This window comes from Bradyrhizobium sp. USDA 327 (assembly GCF_041262065.1).
Lineage (GTDB): Bacteria > Pseudomonadota > Alphaproteobacteria > Rhizobiales > Xanthobacteraceae > Bradyrhizobium > Bradyrhizobium liaoningense.
Genome location: NZ_JBGCCW010000001.1, coordinates 2,906,967 through 2,922,695, shown reverse-complemented (window position 1 = coordinate 2,922,695; position 15,729 = coordinate 2,906,967). Strand labels below are relative to the sequence as shown.

General features: G+C 64.5%; 18 protein-coding genes and 1 pseudogene. 13 read left to right on the top strand and 6 right to left on the bottom strand.

Going from position 1 to position 15,729, the window contains the following annotated elements:
• Window positions 1-4: 4 nt before the first annotated feature.
• Entirely contained in the window at window positions 5-631 is a 627-nt protein-coding gene (gene pncA / locus ABIA42_RS13430) for a bifunctional nicotinamidase/pyrazinamidase (protein WP_370113115.1), read from the bottom strand.
• A gap of 267 nt (window positions 632-898) precedes the next feature.
• Between pncA and glk the strand changes: the two genes are divergently transcribed.
• A complete protein-coding gene (glk, locus tag ABIA42_RS13425) occupies window positions 899-1,870 on the top strand; it encodes a glucokinase (protein WP_370113117.1) in 972 nt (323 codons plus the stop codon).
• A 144-nt stretch (window positions 1,871-2,014) separates the two neighbouring features.
• The gene (locus ABIA42_RS13420; protein ID WP_370113119.1) at window positions 2,015-2,218 is read left to right on the top strand and encodes a hypothetical protein; all 204 of its coding nucleotides are present in this window, start codon (window positions 2,015-2,017) and stop codon (window positions 2,216-2,218) included.
• 39 nt (window positions 2,219-2,257) lie between these two features.
• Here the strand turns inward: ABIA42_RS13420 and ABIA42_RS13415 are convergent, their stop codons facing one another.
• Together ABIA42_RS13415 and ABIA42_RS13410 are read right to left on the bottom strand one after the other, a co-directional pair.
• Window positions 2,258-2,635 (bottom strand): response regulator, encoded by a 378-nt coding sequence (locus ABIA42_RS13415; protein ID WP_370113121.1) that lies wholly within the window; start codon window positions 2,633-2,635, stop codon window positions 2,258-2,260.
• A gap of 110 nt (window positions 2,636-2,745) precedes the next feature.
• Window positions 2,746-3,531 carry a Spy/CpxP family protein refolding chaperone gene (locus ABIA42_RS13410; RefSeq protein ID WP_370113123.1) on the bottom strand — a complete coding sequence of 262 codons (786 nt, stop codon included), beginning with the start codon at window positions 3,529-3,531 and terminating at the stop codon, window positions 2,746-2,748.
• A gap of 479 nt (window positions 3,532-4,010) precedes the next feature.
• Between ABIA42_RS13410 and ABIA42_RS13405 the strand changes: the two genes are divergently transcribed.
• From ABIA42_RS13405 to ABIA42_RS13380, 6 genes are all read left to right on the top strand, one after another.
• Window positions 4,011-5,351, top strand: coding sequence for an ABC transporter substrate-binding protein (locus tag ABIA42_RS13405; RefSeq protein WP_271530695.1), 1,341 nt, complete (start codon window positions 4,011-4,013; stop codon window positions 5,349-5,351).
• 128 nt (window positions 5,352-5,479) lie between these two features.
• Window positions 5,480-6,418: a carbohydrate ABC transporter permease gene (locus tag ABIA42_RS13400; protein WP_271530694.1), complete on the top strand. Its 939-nt coding sequence runs from the start codon at window positions 5,480-5,482 to the stop codon at window positions 6,416-6,418.
• Window positions 6,418-7,329 carry a carbohydrate ABC transporter permease gene (locus ABIA42_RS13395; RefSeq protein ID WP_028179734.1) on the top strand — a complete coding sequence of 304 codons (912 nt, stop codon included), beginning with the start codon at window positions 6,418-6,420 and terminating at the stop codon, window positions 7,327-7,329. Before ABIA42_RS13400 ends, ABIA42_RS13395 begins: the two co-directional genes overlap by 1 nt.
• 6 nt (window positions 7,330-7,335) lie before the next feature.
• Window positions 7,336-8,436 (top strand): ABC transporter ATP-binding protein, encoded by a 1,101-nt coding sequence (locus ABIA42_RS13390; protein WP_370113126.1) that lies wholly within the window; start codon window positions 7,336-7,338, stop codon window positions 8,434-8,436.
• A 36-nt stretch (window positions 8,437-8,472) separates the two neighbouring features.
• Window positions 8,473-9,462, top strand: a complete 990-nt coding sequence (locus ABIA42_RS13385) for a hydroxyacid dehydrogenase (protein WP_370113128.1) — start codon at window positions 8,473-8,475, stop codon at window positions 9,460-9,462.
• Window positions 9,463-9,631: 169 nt separating this feature from the next.
• A complete protein-coding gene (locus ABIA42_RS13380; RefSeq protein ID WP_271530690.1) occupies window positions 9,632-10,111 on the top strand; it encodes a hypothetical protein in 480 nt (159 codons plus the stop codon).
• 3 nt (window positions 10,112-10,114) lie between these two features.
• Here the strand turns inward: ABIA42_RS13380 and ABIA42_RS13375 are convergent, their stop codons facing one another.
• On the bottom strand, window positions 10,115-10,612 hold the full coding sequence (locus ABIA42_RS13375) for a DUF1993 family protein (RefSeq protein ID WP_271530743.1): 498 nt from the start codon (window positions 10,610-10,612) through the stop codon (window positions 10,115-10,117).
• 194 nt (window positions 10,613-10,806) lie between these two features.
• On the opposite strand from ABIA42_RS13375, the pseudogene ABIA42_RS13370 reads away from it, so the two are divergent.
• From ABIA42_RS13370 to ABIA42_RS13360, 3 genes and pseudogenes are all read left to right on the top strand, one after another.
• Window positions 10,807-10,913 (top strand): annotated as a pseudogene (locus ABIA42_RS13370) (amino acid ABC transporter); the annotation flags it as partial.
• 183 nt (window positions 10,914-11,096) lie between these two features.
• On the top strand, window positions 11,097-11,957 hold the full coding sequence (locus tag ABIA42_RS13365) for a DUF2147 domain-containing protein (protein ID WP_370113130.1): 861 nt from the start codon (window positions 11,097-11,099) through the stop codon (window positions 11,955-11,957).
• A gap of 169 nt (window positions 11,958-12,126) precedes the next feature.
• Complete coding sequence (locus tag ABIA42_RS13360) at window positions 12,127-12,483, top strand: hypothetical protein (protein WP_370113132.1); 357 nt, start codon at window positions 12,127-12,129, stop codon at window positions 12,481-12,483.
• Window positions 12,484-12,547: 64 nt separating this feature from the next.
• Here ABIA42_RS13360 and ABIA42_RS13355 read toward each other — a convergent pair whose 3' ends face one another.
• Together ABIA42_RS13355 and ABIA42_RS13350 are read right to left on the bottom strand one after the other, a co-directional pair.
• Window positions 12,548-12,952 (bottom strand): cupin domain-containing protein, encoded by a 405-nt coding sequence (locus tag ABIA42_RS13355; RefSeq protein WP_197966305.1) that lies wholly within the window; start codon window positions 12,950-12,952, stop codon window positions 12,548-12,550.
• Window positions 12,953-12,976: 24 nt separating this feature from the next.
• The gene (locus tag ABIA42_RS13350; protein ID WP_024341888.1) at window positions 12,977-13,675 is read right to left on the bottom strand and encodes a ribonuclease activity regulator RraA; all 699 of its coding nucleotides are present in this window, start codon (window positions 13,673-13,675) and stop codon (window positions 12,977-12,979) included.
• A gap of 260 nt (window positions 13,676-13,935) precedes the next feature.
• On the opposite strand from ABIA42_RS13350, the gene pxpB reads away from it, so the two are divergent.
• On the top strand, window positions 13,936-14,667 hold the full coding sequence (gene pxpB, locus ABIA42_RS13345) for a 5-oxoprolinase subunit PxpB (RefSeq protein ID WP_370113135.1): 732 nt from the start codon (window positions 13,936-13,938) through the stop codon (window positions 14,665-14,667).
• The gene (locus tag ABIA42_RS13340) at window positions 14,664-15,701 is read left to right on the top strand and encodes a biotin-dependent carboxyltransferase family protein (RefSeq protein ID WP_370113137.1); all 1,038 of its coding nucleotides are present in this window, start codon (window positions 14,664-14,666) and stop codon (window positions 15,699-15,701) included. Before pxpB ends, ABIA42_RS13340 begins: the two co-directional genes overlap by 4 nt.
• Window positions 15,702-15,729: the final 28 nt, after the last annotated feature.

Sequence of the window (15,729 nt, the reverse complement as noted above, 5' to 3'; positions counted from 1 at the left end):
ATCCTCACAGGAACGCCTCGAGGCTGACGACAGCGATACCGAGGTCCCTGAAACTGTGATGGGTCGCGGCCACCGAGCCGTCGAGATCGATGCCACGGCAGGCATCCTCGATGACGGCCACCTCCAACCCCGCCTTTCGCGCATCCTCCGCCGAGAAGCGGACGCAGAAGTCCAGCGCCAGACCGGCGACGAAGACGGTCTTCAGTTCGCGCTCGCGCAAATAACCGAGTAGTCCGGTCGGCGTCCGATGATCGTTCTCGAACAGCGCCGAATAGGAATCGATGCCACGGCGAAAGCCCTTGCGCACCACGAGGCCTGCCCGCGTCACGTCGAGATCGCGATGAAATTCAGCGCCCGCCGTGCCTTGCACGCAATGCGCCGGCCATAGCACTTGCGTGCCATAGTCGAGCTCGATGGTCTGGAACGGCTGCTTGCCCGCATGGTTCGACGCGAACGAGACGTGGTCACTCGGATGCCAGTCCTGGGTCAGCACCACATTGGTGAATTTTTGGGCGATCCGATTGATGGCAGGGACGACCTTCTCGCCACTGGGAACGGCGAGCGCTCCGCCGGTACAGAAGTCGTTCTGTACGTCGATCACCAGCAACACGTCGCGGTCGGAAATCTTCATTGCAAGGCCCCACTCGATCCGCCCGGCGTCAGGCGCCGGACGCTACTTCCCAATGTCGATCTTCCGGCGCAGCTTAGCAACCACCGACCGCGTGCGGCGATACCGCGCTGACGGCCGGGATTTGCCTAGAATGCAACGGTTTGACCTTGTCCGTGTTGACTAGGAACAACCAAGCGAGGATTCTCAGACCGTCCGCGGTTTGCGGATCGGATCAGGAACGGAGGCGAAGGTTCCCGAGGGCCGCAAGGCCGCGGAAGCCGCAGGGCTATGGGCATCGGCAAGACAGGAACCATTCTTCTCGCCGATATCGGCGGCACCAATGCGCGCTTCGCGCTGAGCCGGAACGATCAGACCGGACCGATCGACTACGTGAAGGTCGCTGACTTCCCGACCGTACGGGAAGCCATCGCGGATGTCCTGGCGCGCCGGTCAGGCGGCGAGCAGCCCCAAAGAGCGGTGCTGGCCGTGGCCGGTCCCGTCACCAACAACCGCTGCGTCATGACCAACAGCCCCTGGGTCATCGACGGCAACGAGCTGCAGCCCGCGCTCGGCTTCGACAGCGTGCACGTGCTGAACGACTTCGAGGTGGTGGCCTGGTCCCTGCCCGCCTTGCAGCCTGCCGATCTGATCCCGCTCGGCGGAGGCGATGGCCTTCCCGGAGAGCCGTTGCTGGTCGTCGGGCCCGGAACTGGCTTTGGTGTCTCCTGTCTGATCGAACGCCATGGTTCGCGACTGGCCGTCGTCACTGAGGCCGGACATGCGACCCTGCCGGCGGAGAACGAGCGCGAGGAACGCGTGATCGCCTGCTTGCGCCGGCGCCTCGGCCATGTCTCCATCGAACGTGGCGCCCTCTCGGGCTCCGGACTGCAGAACCTCTATGAAGCCTTGGGCGAGATCGATGGCGTCCAGGTGCCGCACCGCGATGCCGCCGCCATCACCAAGGCTGCGCTTGAGGGCAGCTGTCCCGTCAGCCGCGCGACGCTGGAGATGTTTTGCGCCATCCTTGGCTCGGTTGCCGGCAATCTCGCGGTGACCTTCGGCGCGCGCGGCGGGGTCTATATCGCCGGCGGAATCGTGCCGCGCTTTCGCGAGTTCCTCGCGGCCTCCGCGTTCCGGGCGCGCTTTGAAGCCAAGGGACGCTTCCAGGACTATCTGCGCGACATCCCGACCAGGCTGGTGATCAAGCCCGATGCGAGCTTCGTCGGCCTGAAGATGTTTGCCGACCATACTGCGGATTGACGGACGACCACGCTCCGCTGCTGTTCGTTCCACTAATTCACAGACGATTCAGCACACGCCCGGTTCCAGGCAGGAACGTGCTTGCGTGCATGTTTCAGATGCGAAACAATCTCCCCGTGTGTGGCGTAGTTGCGGGGGCGTGACATGCGTAAGCAGGATTTGGGTTTCGACTATCACCGCTATCACCGTCTGCTTCGCGAAGCGGACAGCGAAGACAAGCGGCTGGCCCTGATCGAACTCCTGATCGAGGAAAAGGCGCGCGACCGGCTGGCTGCTCAGCGCGCGTCGGATCGCGCTGCCATGACGGCCCACACCATTGCCAAGGTGCTGAGGAACGGTCGCAACTGAGCCGGCTGAGTTGCGGCCGTGCGCGGCGGTTGTGATCGGTCAGCCTGGAGCTTTGGTTGACGGCCCCGGAAACATCGAATCGATCATCGCCTTGAGCTGATCCATTGCGATCGGCTTGCGCAGGATCGGCCTGCGCCGGAGCAAGGACGGCAGCAGTTCCGGACCGTAGCCTGTGGCGAACAGAAACGGTTTTCCGCGACGCTCGATCAGGTCGGCGACGGGATCGACGTAGACGCCCATGAGATTGATGTCGAGGATGGCCATGTCGTATTGCGCGGTCATGGCAAAGGCGCTGGCGTCGCGCACATTGTCCGCTTCCGCGACGACGTGGTGGCCGAGTTCCGCCACCATGTCGGCCATCATCATCCGGATCAACGCCTCGTCTTCGACCAGGAAAACGGAGAGTCCGTCCGCCATATCAACCCCGCAGTCAGCTTACGAAGCTAACCATAACCGAATTGCGGGGAGGATTCACGAATTCGTGGCGGGGCCGTTAATTCAACCCCGCCCGGACCGATTCAACTTGATCAGTCCAGTCCACGCTCGTGACTGAGGCGCACCATCTCCTGAATGAAGACCTGCCTCTGCTTGTCGTCGAGGCTCGAATAAAGCGGCTCGGCGGCGTCGGCAACGTTGCGCTGGTCGGCGGCGCGATCAATCAGGAACTGGGCCTCGTTGCGCATCTGCTCGATGATGTCATCGGGCGGATCCCGCTTGGCCCGCGCAACCCTCAGGTTGAGCCGCTCTGCACCATTGTGCCCCAGGTAGTGCATCGCGCTCGAGAAGCCGTACCAGTGCTTCTCCTGTTCCGGCGTGAGGTTCAGCTGGGTCTTGATCCGCTCGATGTAGGAATCGCTGTTGGCGACGATCTGTTCGGCGGTCAGTTGCGGCGTGCCGGGCTGGGTGAGAACCGTGACGTCCTTGTTGCCCTTGTCCTGCGGCGCGTTCTTCGCCTCTTTGGTCGCCTTGGCGCCCTTGCCCGGCTTGACGCTCTTGGCATCCTTGTCCCTGGCTGCGCCTTGCTGCTTGGCGTCCTTGCTGGACTCCCTGGCGGCCGGCGGAGGATTGCTGCTGTTGTTGTTGCCGACACCGAGCACGCCCGTGAAGACGCCAACCACGCCGCCGATTGCGCCGCCGAGCACGCCACCGACCGGACCTGCCGCCTTGTTCCCGGCCGCAGCGCCTTCCTGAACACCTTTGACCAATCCCTGAGCATTCGCCCAAGTCGCTGCGCCGAGCAACAGCGCGAGCATGGACCCCAGCGCGAGCCATCGTCGCAGGTAAGGCCGCGCTGGCGGCGCCGCATTGATCATTCTCGTCTCCATCGTCGATCCAATTGGTCTTGGCGGGCGGAAGCAAACCATCAGCCGAACTCTATCGTTTCCAGCGCTTTGCGGTCCAGACACAGCCGAGTGCTGTCCACGCCGGAAAAGTCTTTCGCGCGAAGCGGTTATGCAGGCTCATTCGAAACTGCGGCGTAATTGCGCAACGGATCGTTCCGGGTCGGTCTGTGCGCTGTGTGCGTCGCAAAATGTGTGCTCGCGGTTCACATTCGACGCATGGTTCTGACATGCAGCGACGCGCGTCCTGGGCACAACGTTAGTTTTAGACGAGGAGCCGCTCGGCTTTCTCGACAGACGCAATCAATCATGATCTGATCGCGCTACCAATTTGCTCCGGGCGGCGTGAATTTTCACGTCGGCCGCCGGCATCAATAAGAAAATTCGAAAACAAGAAACTCAAAAGTCTCTCAGAGGAAACTCCAACAACAACACCCAGGCGAGGAAACGAGATGTCACGCAAGACACTGACGCGACGTCAATTTGTGGCTGCCACTGCAATGTCCTCCGCGGCGCTGATCACGGCGCCCTACGTCCGGGGCGCTTACGCCGCCGGCAAGCTCTCGATCGGCTTCTGGGACCATTGGGTTCCGGGCGCCAACAAGGCCTCTACCGATCTGGTCAATGAATGGGCCGCGAAGGAGAAGGTCGAAGTCTCCATCGACTACATCACCAGCAACAACAAGAAGCTCGAACTGACGGTCGCCGCCGAAGCGCAGGCGAAATCCGGCCACGATATTCTCCAGATGCCGACCTGGTGGCCGCATGCCTATGCGGACAACCTCGAGCCGGTCAATGACGTGATGGCGCCGATCATCAAGCAGAACGGCGAGGTCAACGACACGGTCAAATATCTGGGCCAGGCCGGCGGCAAATGGCTGGCTATCCCGGCGACGGTCGGCAGCCAGATCAAGGGCCCATGCTCACGGATCGACCTGATGAAGAAGCATGCCGGCATCGACGTGCAGGAGATGTACCCGGTCGGCGCACCGCCAAAGGTGGACAATTGGACGATGGAGACCTTCCTGAAGGCGGCCGAAGCCTGCCACAAGGCCGGCTTTGCGTTCGGCATCGGTCTCGGCGAGACCACCGACAGCGTCGATACCGCCGGCGCGATCTTCAGCTCTTTCGGTGCGGACCTCGTCAACGCCAAGGGCGACGTCACGGTGAAGACCGATGCGGTTCGTCAGGCGCTCGAGTTCTACAAGAAGCTGATTGCCGTCCTGCCGCCTGACGCGGCGTCGTGGGACGATGCGTCCAACAACAAATGGCTGATCTCGGGCCGCGGGGCGATGATCCTGAACCCGCCGAGTTCCTGGGCGGTCGCCAAGCGCGACGCGCCGCAAGTGGCCGAGCAATGCTGGACCCACGGCTTCCCGTCCGGACCGAAAGGGCGTTTCGCGCCCTTCCTGCCATACTTCTGGGGCGTCTGGAGCTTCGGCAAGAACAAGGAGGCCGCCAAGAGCCTGCTCGTTCATCTGTCGCAGCCGTCATCGATCGAAAAATTCGTCGCGGCGAGCGGCGGCTACGATCTTCCGGCATTCGCCAACATGACGAAGCTCAAGACATGGGCCGAGGAAGGGCCACCGAAGGGCACGCTCTTTCACTATCCCGATCCCTACAAGCACCAGACGATGTCGATCGCGGCGGCTCCGGCACCGCCGAAGATCGCACAGCAGATCTACTCGCAGGCGACGTTGACCAAATTGGCGCTGCGTTATGCGCGGGGCGAGACGATGGAGCAGGCGCTCGCCTGGGCCGAAGGCGAGTGCGAAGGCTTCATGCGGAGCTGATGCCTGTGCGTCACGGCGGCTCACGTGCCTGGGTGTGAGCCGCCGATGATTCCGCCCGTCCCCTTGTCGGGGGAAGCCGGTCGATGCGGCCGGCTTCCCCGTTGAATCTTCCGTAAGAAAGTTTGACCATGGCCGATGTCGTCGTTGAGCAGGGTCGCTCCGTCCGCGCCGCGAGCCCGCGCAAACGCACCAGCTTACATAACGCGCTCAGGCGGAAGTCGACGGTGGCGTTCTTCCTGACGCTTCCGCTGATTCTCCTGATCGCGCTGCTGGTGCTCTATCCAGCCTTCTACTCCGCGCATCTCGCGATGCTGAACAAGTCGATGCAGAAGTTCGTCGGCTTGAGCAACTTCACGTTCCTCTTCAAGCGCGACACGTTCTGGATGGTCGTAAGGCAGTCCTGCATCTTCGCCATCACCGCGGTGTTCTTCAAGGCGTTGCTGGGCTTCATCGTCGCTCATTTCGTCCACAACCTGCCGGCCAAGGGCCAGCGCAAATGGCGCGGCATGCTGCTGGTGCCGTGGGTGATCCCGCCCGCCATGAGCACGCTGGCCTGGCTGTGGCTGTTCGACCCCTCCTACAGCGCCTTCAACTACACGCTGTCCTTCTTCGGTATCGGCCCGATCCCCTGGCTTGGTGACACCTTCTGGGCGCGCTTCTCGGTCATCCTCGTCAACGTCTGGTACGGCGCACCGTTCTTCATGATCATGTACCTGGCGGCGCTGAAATCTGTGCCGGACCAGCTCTACGAGGCGGCCGCCATCGACGGCGCCAATTGGTGGCAGCGGATCTGGTACGTGACGTTGCCGATGATGCGCAACATCATCGCCATCACGACGCTGTTCTCGTTGATCGTGACCTTCGCCAATTTCGACATCGTGCGCATCCTGACCTCGGGCGGCCCGCTGGACTCCACGCACATATTCGCGACGTGGGCGTTCCAGGTCGGCATTCAAAGCAGCGACATTCCGCTGGGCGCCTGCGTTTCGCTGTTCATGGTGCCGATCCTCGCAGTCGCGGCAATCTTCATTCTGCGCGACGTCAACAAACGTGGGAACGAAGCCTGATGAGCACGCTTGCAATCGACAAGGGCGGCCCCACGCGCAAGGTCAAATACCGGAGCATGAGCCGGGATCGCACCTGGGCGCTGCGCTGGTCCTACTTCTTCCTGGTGCTGTTCGCGATATTCTCGCTCACTCCGCCGATCTACATGCTGATCACCTCGCTCAAGAGCAGCGCGGAGATTTCGGCGGCGACCAATCCCTGGTGGGTGTTTCATCCCACCCTGTCCAACTATGTCGAGCTTCTGACCTCGAACCAGTTTCTGCGCTTCTTCTGGAATTCCGCCATCGTCTCCATCGTGGTCGTGATGGTCACCATGCTGATCAGCATCCCCGCGGCATTCGCGCTGGCGCGGATGAAGTTCTGGGGCTCGACGACGCTCGCGACCGGCGTGTTCCTCACCTACCTCATTCCGGACAGCCTCCTCTTCATTCCGCTGTTCAAGATGCTCGCGGTGGTCCAGGACCTGACCGGCATCACGCTGCTCAACCGGTGGTACGTGCTGCTGTTCATCTATCCGACGCTGACCGTGCCGTTCTGCACCTGGATCATGATCGGCTATTTCGCCTCCATTCCGAAGGAGCTGGACGAGGCCGCCCTCATCGACGGCGCCTCCTGGCTGCAGACCCTGACACGGATATTCATCCCGGTCGCCCTGCCCGGGCTGATCGCGGCGACCATCTTCGCGTTCACGGTGTCCTGGGCGCAGTTCCTCTATCCCCTGGTGTTCACGACGTCGGTCGATCAGCTCGTGCTGCCGGTCGGCATCACCACCACGCTGATCAAGGGCGACGTCTTCAACTGGGGGCAGATCATGACCGGCGCGCTGCTGGGCGCCGCGCCGCCGCTGATCATCTACGCCTTCCTGATGGACTATTACATTGCCGGCCTGACCGCCGGCGCGACAAAGGGTTGATGGCTCATGGCTGAAGTTGCTTTGCGGAAGGTAGTCAAGCGTTACGACGATGTCGAAGCCGTGCGCGGCATCGATCTCGACATCGCCGACCACGAGTTCATCGTGCTGGTCGGCCCGTCCGGCTGCGGCAAGTCGACGACGCTGCGCATGATCGCAGGCCTCGAGGACATCAGCGACGGCGACATCATGATCGGCGGCGACGTCGTCAACGACGTGCCGCCGAAGGACCGCGACATCGCGATGGTGTTCCAGAACTATGCGCTCTATCCGCACATGACGGTCGCCGAGAACATGTCGTTCGGGCTGCGTCTGAAGCACTATCCCAAGGCCGAGATCAAGGCGCGGGTGACGGAAGCCGCGCGCCTCCTCGACATCACCGACCTGATCGACCGCAAGCCGAAGCAGCTCTCCGGCGGCCAGCGCCAGCGCGTCGCGATGGGGCGGGCCATCGTGCGCAATCCGAAGGTGTTCCTGTTCGACGAGCCGCTGTCCAATCTCGACGCCAAGCTGCGCGTGCAGATGCGGATCGAGATCAAGAAGGTGCACCAGAAGGTGCGCACCACCACGGTCTACGTCACCCACGACCAGGTCGAGGCGATGACGCTGGCCGATCGCGTGGTGGTGATGAACAAGGGCCGGATCGAGCAGATCGGCACGCCGAACGAGCTCTACCACAAGCCGGCGACGCGCTTCGTCGCGGGCTTCATCGGCTCGCCGGCGATGAACTTCATTCCGTGCCGGCTCGAGGACGTCGGCGGCACGCTCCAGATCCGCCTCACCGACCGCATCGCTTTCCCGTTGCCGCCGGCCCGCGCCGCACGTTACAACGCGCTGCCGCGCACCGACAAGCTGCTGCTGGGCCTCCGGCCCGAGCATCTCACCGAGTCGCATGCGCATCTGGAGCCCGGCGTCGAGACCTTCGACACCATGCTCGACGTCACCGAGCCGATGGGAATGGAGACGCTGGTCTATTTCGGGCTCGAGGGCACGCCGGTCTGCGGCCGCGTCAATCCCAATGCCGGCGCCAAGGACGGGGCACCCATGCGCCTGGCGATGGACCTCAACAACATGCACCTGCTAAATGAAGAAACCGGCGTCGTGTTGTGACGCCGCCTTAAGAAACGCGAGGCAGGCAGGGGAGCGATGGCGACCAACAAGAAGAAGATATTCGTTACACAAACTTTGTCGCAAGGGGCACGCGCCCTCCTCACCCAGCGGGACGATATCGAGCTCGTCGAGTTTGCGAACCTGATCTCGGCGAAGGACTTCGAGGCCTTGTTGAAGAGCCATGCCCCCGTCCACGGCGTGGCCCTCGGCGCCACCGCCTTCGGCGAGACCGAGCTCGAAGCAGCCGGGGACATGAAGGTGGTGACCCGCATCGGCGTCGGCTACGACGCCGTCGACGTGCCCGCCCTCTCCCGCCGCAAGGTGCCGCTGATGGTCGCCGGCAGCGCGAACTCGCCCTCGGTCGCGGAAGCGGCGCTGTTCATGATGCTGACGCTGGCCAAGCGCGCGCAGGAGATGCACGCCTGTGTCAGGGACGGCAAATGGGCCGACCGGCTCGGCATGCTGCCGTTCGATCTCTACGGCAAGACCGTGCTGATCATCGGCTTCGGCCGCATCGGCAGTCGCACTGCCAAGCGCTGCCTGGCGATGGAAATGAAGGTGCAGGTCTACGATCCCTTCAAGGGAGCCGCCGAGATCAAGGCGGCAGGATGCGAGCCGGTGCCTGACCTCGACGCCGCCCTGCCAAACGCCGATTTCGTCACGATCCACTGTCCGAAGACGCCGGAAACCGTCGGCCTGTTCGACGCGGCGCGGATCGGCCGGATGAAGCCGAAATCCTACCTCATCAACACCGCGCGCGGCGGCATCGTGAAGGAGGCTGCGCTGTACGACGCCCTGGTCTCCGGCAAGCTCGCCGGCGCCGGCATCGACGTGTTCGAGGTGGAGCCGCCGCCGGTCAGCAACGCGCTGTTCGCGCTGCCCAACGTCATCGTCGCCCCGCATGTCGCGGGCGTGACGGTCGAGGCTGTCCAGCGCATGAGCGAGCAGACCGCGCGCAACATCCTGAGTGTGCTCGACGGCGATCCGATCAGGCAGAACGTGATCAACCAGGACGTGCTGGGCTGAGGCGAACCCCGGGCGGGCGCCGGATGCGCCCGCCTTCGGGTCGCCAGAAAGCGTCCCATTTTGGTGCAGATCGAGCCCCAACTCAGCCTTAATCAAACGCGCGTAATAAGACCCGCCGCGGCGGCAGTGGGACAGACTGGCCGGCCGCGTCGAGCTGGAGGATGAACCCTTGTCAGAGATCGACCCGACCGACCACGCGCTCGCCACCATCGCCAGCATCCTGGAGCACCCCGAGCCCGTCCTCGTCGTTCGCGAGACCGAGACCATCCGGGAGACCGAGATCGTCGTCGTCGGTGAGCAGCCGTCCGTCGAAGAGCATCATGCTGTCGAAGAGCATCCGATGATCGACGAGCAGCCGCTGGTGCCGGAGCACATCGATGCGGATGGCTACAGCAAGGTTGGCCCCGGTCCGATGGTCGCGATCCGCCTCAAATGGACGGTCCATCGCGGCGACGACGACCAGTTCTACGTCCATGAGACCATCGGCGAGCAATCCGCCCCCGTGGTCAGCGGTCCGATGACGAGCGAGGCCGCCGTGCGCTTCGTTGACGAGCGGGAAGACGAGTCACATCGTCGCTTCGAAGAGCTGCGCAGCGAGATCGCCGGCCGAAGCTCGCTCGCCGACTACGAGCGCAAGGGCGAAGCGTAAGCTCTACCGCCGCCCGAGATAATCCTTCTTCACCAGCTCGACGCCGGCGTGCCGCAACAGGTCGTAGGCCGTGGTGACGTGAAAGAAGAACTGCGGGACGCTGAACGTCAGCAGCAGCGTCCGCCCGGTAAAGGGCAGCTCGGTGCCGTTCTTCAACCTGAAGAAGACATTCCGTTCCGCAGCAGCATCGATCTCCGCGCGCGGCAGGCTTTCGATGAACTCGATGGACGTTGCGATGCGCGCCTGAAGCCCGGCCATGTCGTGCTCGAGGGCCGGCAACGCCACCGGCTCGCACTGCGCCAGCAAGGCCGGCGCGACCACCGCGTGACGGCAGGCTTCGCCGACCTGCTGCGCCAGATCGTACATGTTCGGCGCAAGGCGCATGCCGAGCAGAACCGTCGGATTGAACTTGCGGGCCTCCGCATCAGCGACGCCCTTGTCGAGCAGCGCGGACAGGTTGCGCAAATAGGGCACGAAGAGGCCGACTGAGGCCTCGTACATCGAGATCGTCACCTCAAGGATTCCCTTCAATTTGCCTCGCCACCGAGTGGCATCTGGTCCAAATCCACCGCTCAAGGGCTGCACAATGACAGCTCGGGCATGGGTGGAAAAGAGATGATCGTTCAGTTCTGGACGGCTTTGGCCGAGGCGTTGCTGGTGACATGGCGCAGTCCCTCGGCAAGACGCTCGGCGTCAAGATTGATTGGCTCCAGCGCGACATGGCACTGAAGGCCTTCGTCGACCAATGGCTGCATATTTCCATGGAAGACGGCAGCTACAAATTATCTACGCCGCCTGGTTCGGCTGGGCGTTCTTGCCGCGTCCTCCTGTCGCTGCCTTGGCCAAACTTTGGACCGGCTCCGGGCCTATTGAACCCGGAACCACCGGAAGACGACTCATACCAACGACAGTGATCTAGATCACTTTTTGCGAGCGAGCCGGCGCGTAAGCGTCGGTCCGGGGACCACCTGTTCAGGAGACGGAAATGAGGAAGCTGTTGGCCACGGCCGCATTCCTTTTGGCGAGCACCGCCGCGCAGGCGCAGTACACGTTCGAATATGGCGGACACACCATCCGCATCGATCCGGACCGCGGCACGGTGCAGATCCCCGGCGTCTACGACAACACCGGCCAGAGCAAGCCCAAGAAGGCCAAGAAGAACGAGACGACCCCAGGCCAACAAGCGCCGCAGCAAGCCACGGTCGAGCCGCAAACGCCGACCGCGCCCGCTCCCGTCGCCCCGCCGCCTGCGGCTGCGCAGGCACCTGTGCCTGCTGCACCCGCTGCTGCTGCACCCGCTGCAGCACCGCCGCCTCCGGCGGCAACCGCCAGCAATGCGCCGGCCGAGACCGCTGTGCTGCCGCCGCCCGCGCCGCCTGCACCGGCCACGCAGCAGGCAGCTCCCGCCGTGACACCACCGCCGGCCCCAGCCGTGGCTGCGGTCCCTCCGGCGCCGCCTCCGCCCGCTCCGCCCCCGGCAACCGCCCCAGTCCAGGCGGCTGCCGTCGCGCCGCCCGCTCCTGCAGCGGCGCCCACGCGCGATCTCAATTCACCGCTCGGCCTCTGGCTGACCGAGGAGAGGGAAGGCAAGGTCCGCATCGAGCAATGCGGCAGCAATCTCTGCGGCTATTCGGTCGACAGCAAATCGAACCAGAACGGCGAGCAGGTCCTGATCAACATGAAGCCCGGCAAGGACCAGAAATGGTCCGGCCGCATCCTCGATCCGAACTCCGGCTCGACCTACGATTCCACGATCGCGATGAAAGGCACCGACCGGCTGCGCGTGCAGGGCTGCGCCTTCGGCGGCATGTTCTGCGGCGGCCAGACCTGGACACGCGTGAACTGAACTCGACATCCTGACGGAGACAAGGGGCCCGTGATCCGGGCCTCTTTGCCTTTTTCCATCATCGCGACGTGCGCCGGCTCACAGAGCCGCTTGCGCGCGTGACAGCCCTCACATCGCCGGTTCCACGCCCGTGCCACGATCCCCGCATGGTCACCCACAGGGACGTGTCATGAACGGCTTTCGCAAAGGTCTCCTCGCTTCCCTCGTCGCCATCGCCTTCCCGCTCACGCAGGCTGATGCTGCGACAAGCACTTTCGACGGCACATGGAATGTCCGCATCTCGTCGTCGAGCGAAACCTGCGGCAACGGCGCAACCGTCGCAATCGGCATCAACAACGGTCAGATCGCCTCGAGCAGCACCGCGGTGAACGCGTCCGGTCGCGTTGCCGATGCCGGTAGCATCAACGTCACCTTGAGCACCGGCGTCAAGCGCGCCGTCGGCTTCGGCCGGCTCAGCGGCAGCTCGGGCTCCGGCACCTGGCGCGGCGCGATGTGCACTGGGACGTGGACGGCGGAGCGGATGTAAGTTGCGGTGTCCCGGACAAGCAGCGGCGCCTCAGGGCGACGCGTCTTGTCCGAGACACGGCGCGTTAGCCGACCGCGGCCCCGTACTCTGCGTCGGTGACCGGCTCGAGCCAGGTCGAGTAGACGCCGTCGAGCGCTTCCTGCATGGCGATGTGGCACATGGCGTTGGTCGGCGATGCCCCGTGCCAGTGCAGTTCACCCGGCGGAATCCAGACAGTGTCACCAGGACGGATCTCGCGGATCGGCCCGCCCTTGGACTGGATGCGGCCGACGCCGGAAATGACGTAAAGCGTCTGCCCGAGCGGATGATGATGCCAGTTGGTGCGTGCGCCCGGCTCGAACGACACGCGCGAGCAGTTCAGCCGTGCCGGCGCGGGCGCCATGATCACGGGGTCCTGCAAGACAGTGCCGGTGAAGTGTTCCTTGGGCGCGTGGCGGGTCGGCCGCGTGCCTGCAACAGTGATCTCCATCGAAATGACCTCTCTTCTTCCCGGTTACTTCTTGCTCGCGGCGTAGCGCGCCTTGGTTTCGGCATTCATGGGGTAGAGGCCCGGCAGCGCCGCGCCGTTGTTCACCTCGTTGACGATCCAGGCCTCCATCCGCTCCTGCTCGACGCCCTCGGCGAGGACGTGATCGAGCATTGCCTGCGGGATCAGCACGCAGCCGTCCTGGTCGGCGACGACGATGTCGTTCGGGAAAACGGCAACGCCGCCGCAGCCGATCGGCTCGCCCCAGCCGACGAAGGTGAGGCCCGCAACGGAAGGCGGCGCGGCATAGCCGTCGCACCACACCGGCAGGTTGGTGCCGAGCACGCCCTCGACGTCGCGCACGACGCCATCGGTGACCAGCGCGGTGACGCCGCGCTTGACCATGCGCGCGCACAGGATGTCGCCGAAGATGCCGGCATCGGTGATGCCCATGGCGTCGACCACGGCGATGCATCCTTCCGGCATCGCCTCGATCGCGGTGCGGGTCGAGATCGGCGACGACCAAGATTCGGGCGTCGCCAGATCCTCACGCGCCGGCACGAAGCGTAGCGTGAAGGCCGGTCCCACCAGGCGCGGCAGGCCCGGGCGGAGCGGACGGGCGCCGCGCATCCACACATTGCGCAGCCCCTTTTTCAGCAGGACCGTGGTGATCGTGGCGGTGGTGATGCCGGCGAGGGTCTTGCGGGCTTCGGGGGACAGCGACATGGACGAGAACGAGCTCCGGATAGGCGGGAAAGAACGCGCGCATCTTGCGAGCCGCAGCCCTTGCGTCAAGGGCCAAGAGGGTCCCAATAACGCAGGGCCGCTGAGCTGTTATGCGACGCGATAACAAGGCTTTATCGGCTCCCCTTGCATTAATTTATTGGACTTGCGGGCGCATTTACGCGAAGCAGGGGTGACGCGGAACTCAACGTCGAGCCCGCACGCTTCCAAAAGTCCGATTTCGACAGCTCTTCGACAGCTCAATGGCCGCGACGCTTCCCCCGCCCCGCCTTCTGCCCAGCGGCGACAGCGCCGTCACGGTCGAGTTCAGCCGCACCATCGACGAGGACGCCAACCAGCGCGTGCTGGCGCTCGACAAGGCACTCGCTGCAAGCCCCATCGACGGCATCACCGAGACCGTGCCGACCTATCGCTCGTTGCTGGTTCACTACGACCCCGAAAAGATCGGTTTCGACGCGCTCGGCGAAAAGATCCTCCCGATCGCCACCCGGCCGCTGCCGCCGGTCACCAAGGCGCGCCGCTGGCGCATTCCCGTCGCCTATGGCGGCGAGCATGGCATCGACCTCGAGGATGTCGCGAAGGCGCTCAACACCACGCCCGAAGACATCATCGCCCGGCATGCGGGCGGCGATTACAAGGTCGCCATGATCGGCTTCACGCCGGGCTGGTCCTATCTCAGCGGCCTCGACAAATCGCTGCACATGTCGCGGCGGCAGAATCCGCGGCTGCTGACGCCCGCCGGCACGATCTCGATCGGCGGCATCCAGGCCGGGATCCAGTGCCTCGCCGCGCCGAGCGGCTGGCATCTGCTCGGCCGCACCCCGGTGCGAACCTATCAGCTCCACCGCAATCCGACCTTCCTCACCGAGCCCGGCGATCGCGTGACGTTCTTCGCCATCGACCACAAGACGTTCGCGGAACTGGACCGCGCCGCGGAAGCCGGCGAGATCATCGCCGAGCAGGTGGCCGCATGAGCCGGCTCGTCGTCGCAAGCATCGGGCCTGCGAGCTCCGTCCAGGATGGCGGCCGTTTCGGCGCGCAGCGCTATGGCTTGACGGTCAGCGGAGCGATGGACCGCCTGTCGCTTGCGGCAGCGAACACGCTGGTCAGCAACGAGCCGTTCGCGGCGGCCGTGGAGATCGGCCCGTTCGGCGCCTCCTTCACTGCCCGCGACGGCGCCGTCCGCGTCGGGATCGCCGGCGCGCCGCGCAATGCGGACGTCGCCGGAAGCCCGGTCGCGATGGACACATCTGTGACGCTGAGGGACGGCGAGACGCTGACGCTCGGCTTTGCCCGCGGCGGCGCCTTCACCTATCTCGCGATCGAGGGCGCGATCAAGGGCGAGCCGGTGTTCGGCAGTCTTGCGGTGAATGCCCGCGCCGGTCTCGGCAGCCCCTACCCGCGCCCGCTTCAGGCCGACGACGAATTCACCGTCGATGCCGCGAGCGGCGCGCCGGAGCTACGCATCGAATTGCCGAAGCCAGCGACAGGTCCGATCCGGGTCCTGCTGGGTCCGCAGGATGACGAGTTCGACGAGGCCAACAAGGCGCTGTTCCTGAACAGCGAGTGGAAGATCTCGGCGACCTCCGACCGCATGGGCTACCGGCTCGAGGGTCCCCCGATCAAGCATCTGCACGGCCACAACATCGTCTCCGACGGCACCGTCAACGGCAGCATCCAGGTGCCCGGCAACGGCGCGCCGATCGCGCTGATGATGGATCGCGGCACCTCCGGCGGCTATCCGAAGATCGCAACCGTCATTACGGCCGATGTCGGCCGCCTCGCCCAGACCTCGGCGGGAACCGCGTTCCGCTTCAAGGCCGTCAGCATGGCGGAGGCGCAGGACGAGGCGCGCAGGTTTGCCCAGTTGATCCGCAGCCTTCCCGATCGCCTGCGCTCCTCCGACACCGTCGCGCTCAACATCGAGGCGCTCAGCGATGCTAACGTGGCGGGCTATGCGGTCAGCGCGGTCGATGCCGGGACCTGGCAGGTCACGGCCGAGCCGTAAGCCACAACGAAGACCAGAGGCGGAGAGC

What these genes read in the sequence shown, in the direction of transcription:
- ABIA42_RS13360 (WP_370113132.1), top strand. Translation starts at nt 12,127, where the DNA reads ATGAACGGCTTTCGCAAAGGTCTCCTCGCTTCCCTCGTCGCCATCGCC.
- ABIA42_RS13395 (WP_028179734.1), top strand. Translation starts at nt 6,418, where the DNA reads ATGAGCACGCTTGCAATCGACAAGGGCGGCCCCACGCGCAAGGTCAAA.
- ABIA42_RS13385 (WP_370113128.1), top strand. Translation starts at nt 8,473, where the DNA reads ATGGCGACCAACAAGAAGAAGATATTCGTTACACAAACTTTGTCGCAA.
- ABIA42_RS13340 (WP_370113137.1), top strand. Translation starts at nt 14,664, where the DNA reads ATGAGCCGGCTCGTCGTCGCAAGCATCGGGCCTGCGAGCTCCGTCCAG.
- ABIA42_RS13365 (WP_370113130.1), top strand. Translation starts at nt 11,097, where the DNA reads ATGAGGAAGCTGTTGGCCACGGCCGCATTCCTTTTGGCGAGCACCGCC.
- ABIA42_RS13400 (WP_271530694.1), top strand. Translation starts at nt 5,480, where the DNA reads ATGGCCGATGTCGTCGTTGAGCAGGGTCGCTCCGTCCGCGCCGCGAGC.
- glk (WP_370113117.1), top strand. Translation starts at nt 899, where the DNA reads ATGGGCATCGGCAAGACAGGAACCATTCTTCTCGCCGATATCGGCGGC.
- pxpB (WP_370113135.1), top strand. Translation starts at nt 13,936, where the DNA reads ATGGCCGCGACGCTTCCCCCGCCCCGCCTTCTGCCCAGCGGCGACAGC.
- ABIA42_RS13390 (WP_370113126.1), top strand. Translation starts at nt 7,336, where the DNA reads ATGGCTGAAGTTGCTTTGCGGAAGGTAGTCAAGCGTTACGACGATGTC.
- ABIA42_RS13415 (WP_370113121.1), bottom strand. Translation starts at nt 2,635, where the DNA reads ATGGCGGACGGACTCTCCGTTTTCCTGGTCGAAGACGAGGCGTTGATC.
- ABIA42_RS13410 (WP_370113123.1), bottom strand. Translation starts at nt 3,531, where the DNA reads ATGATCAATGCGGCGCCGCCAGCGCGGCCTTACCTGCGACGATGGCTC.
- pncA (WP_370113115.1), bottom strand. Translation starts at nt 631, where the DNA reads ATGAAGATTTCCGACCGCGACGTGTTGCTGGTGATCGACGTACAGAAC.
- ABIA42_RS13350 (WP_024341888.1), bottom strand. Translation starts at nt 13,675, where the DNA reads ATGTCGCTGTCCCCCGAAGCCCGCAAGACCCTCGCCGGCATCACCACC.
- ABIA42_RS13375 (WP_271530743.1), bottom strand. Translation starts at nt 10,612, where the DNA reads ATGTACGAGGCCTCAGTCGGCCTCTTCGTGCCCTATTTGCGCAACCTG.
- ABIA42_RS13355 (WP_197966305.1), bottom strand. Translation starts at nt 12,952, where the DNA reads ATGGAGATCACTGTTGCAGGCACGCGGCCGACCCGCCACGCGCCCAAG.
- ABIA42_RS13420 (WP_370113119.1), top strand. Translation starts at nt 2,015, where the DNA reads ATGCGTAAGCAGGATTTGGGTTTCGACTATCACCGCTATCACCGTCTG.
- ABIA42_RS13405 (WP_271530695.1), top strand. Translation starts at nt 4,011, where the DNA reads ATGTCACGCAAGACACTGACGCGACGTCAATTTGTGGCTGCCACTGCA.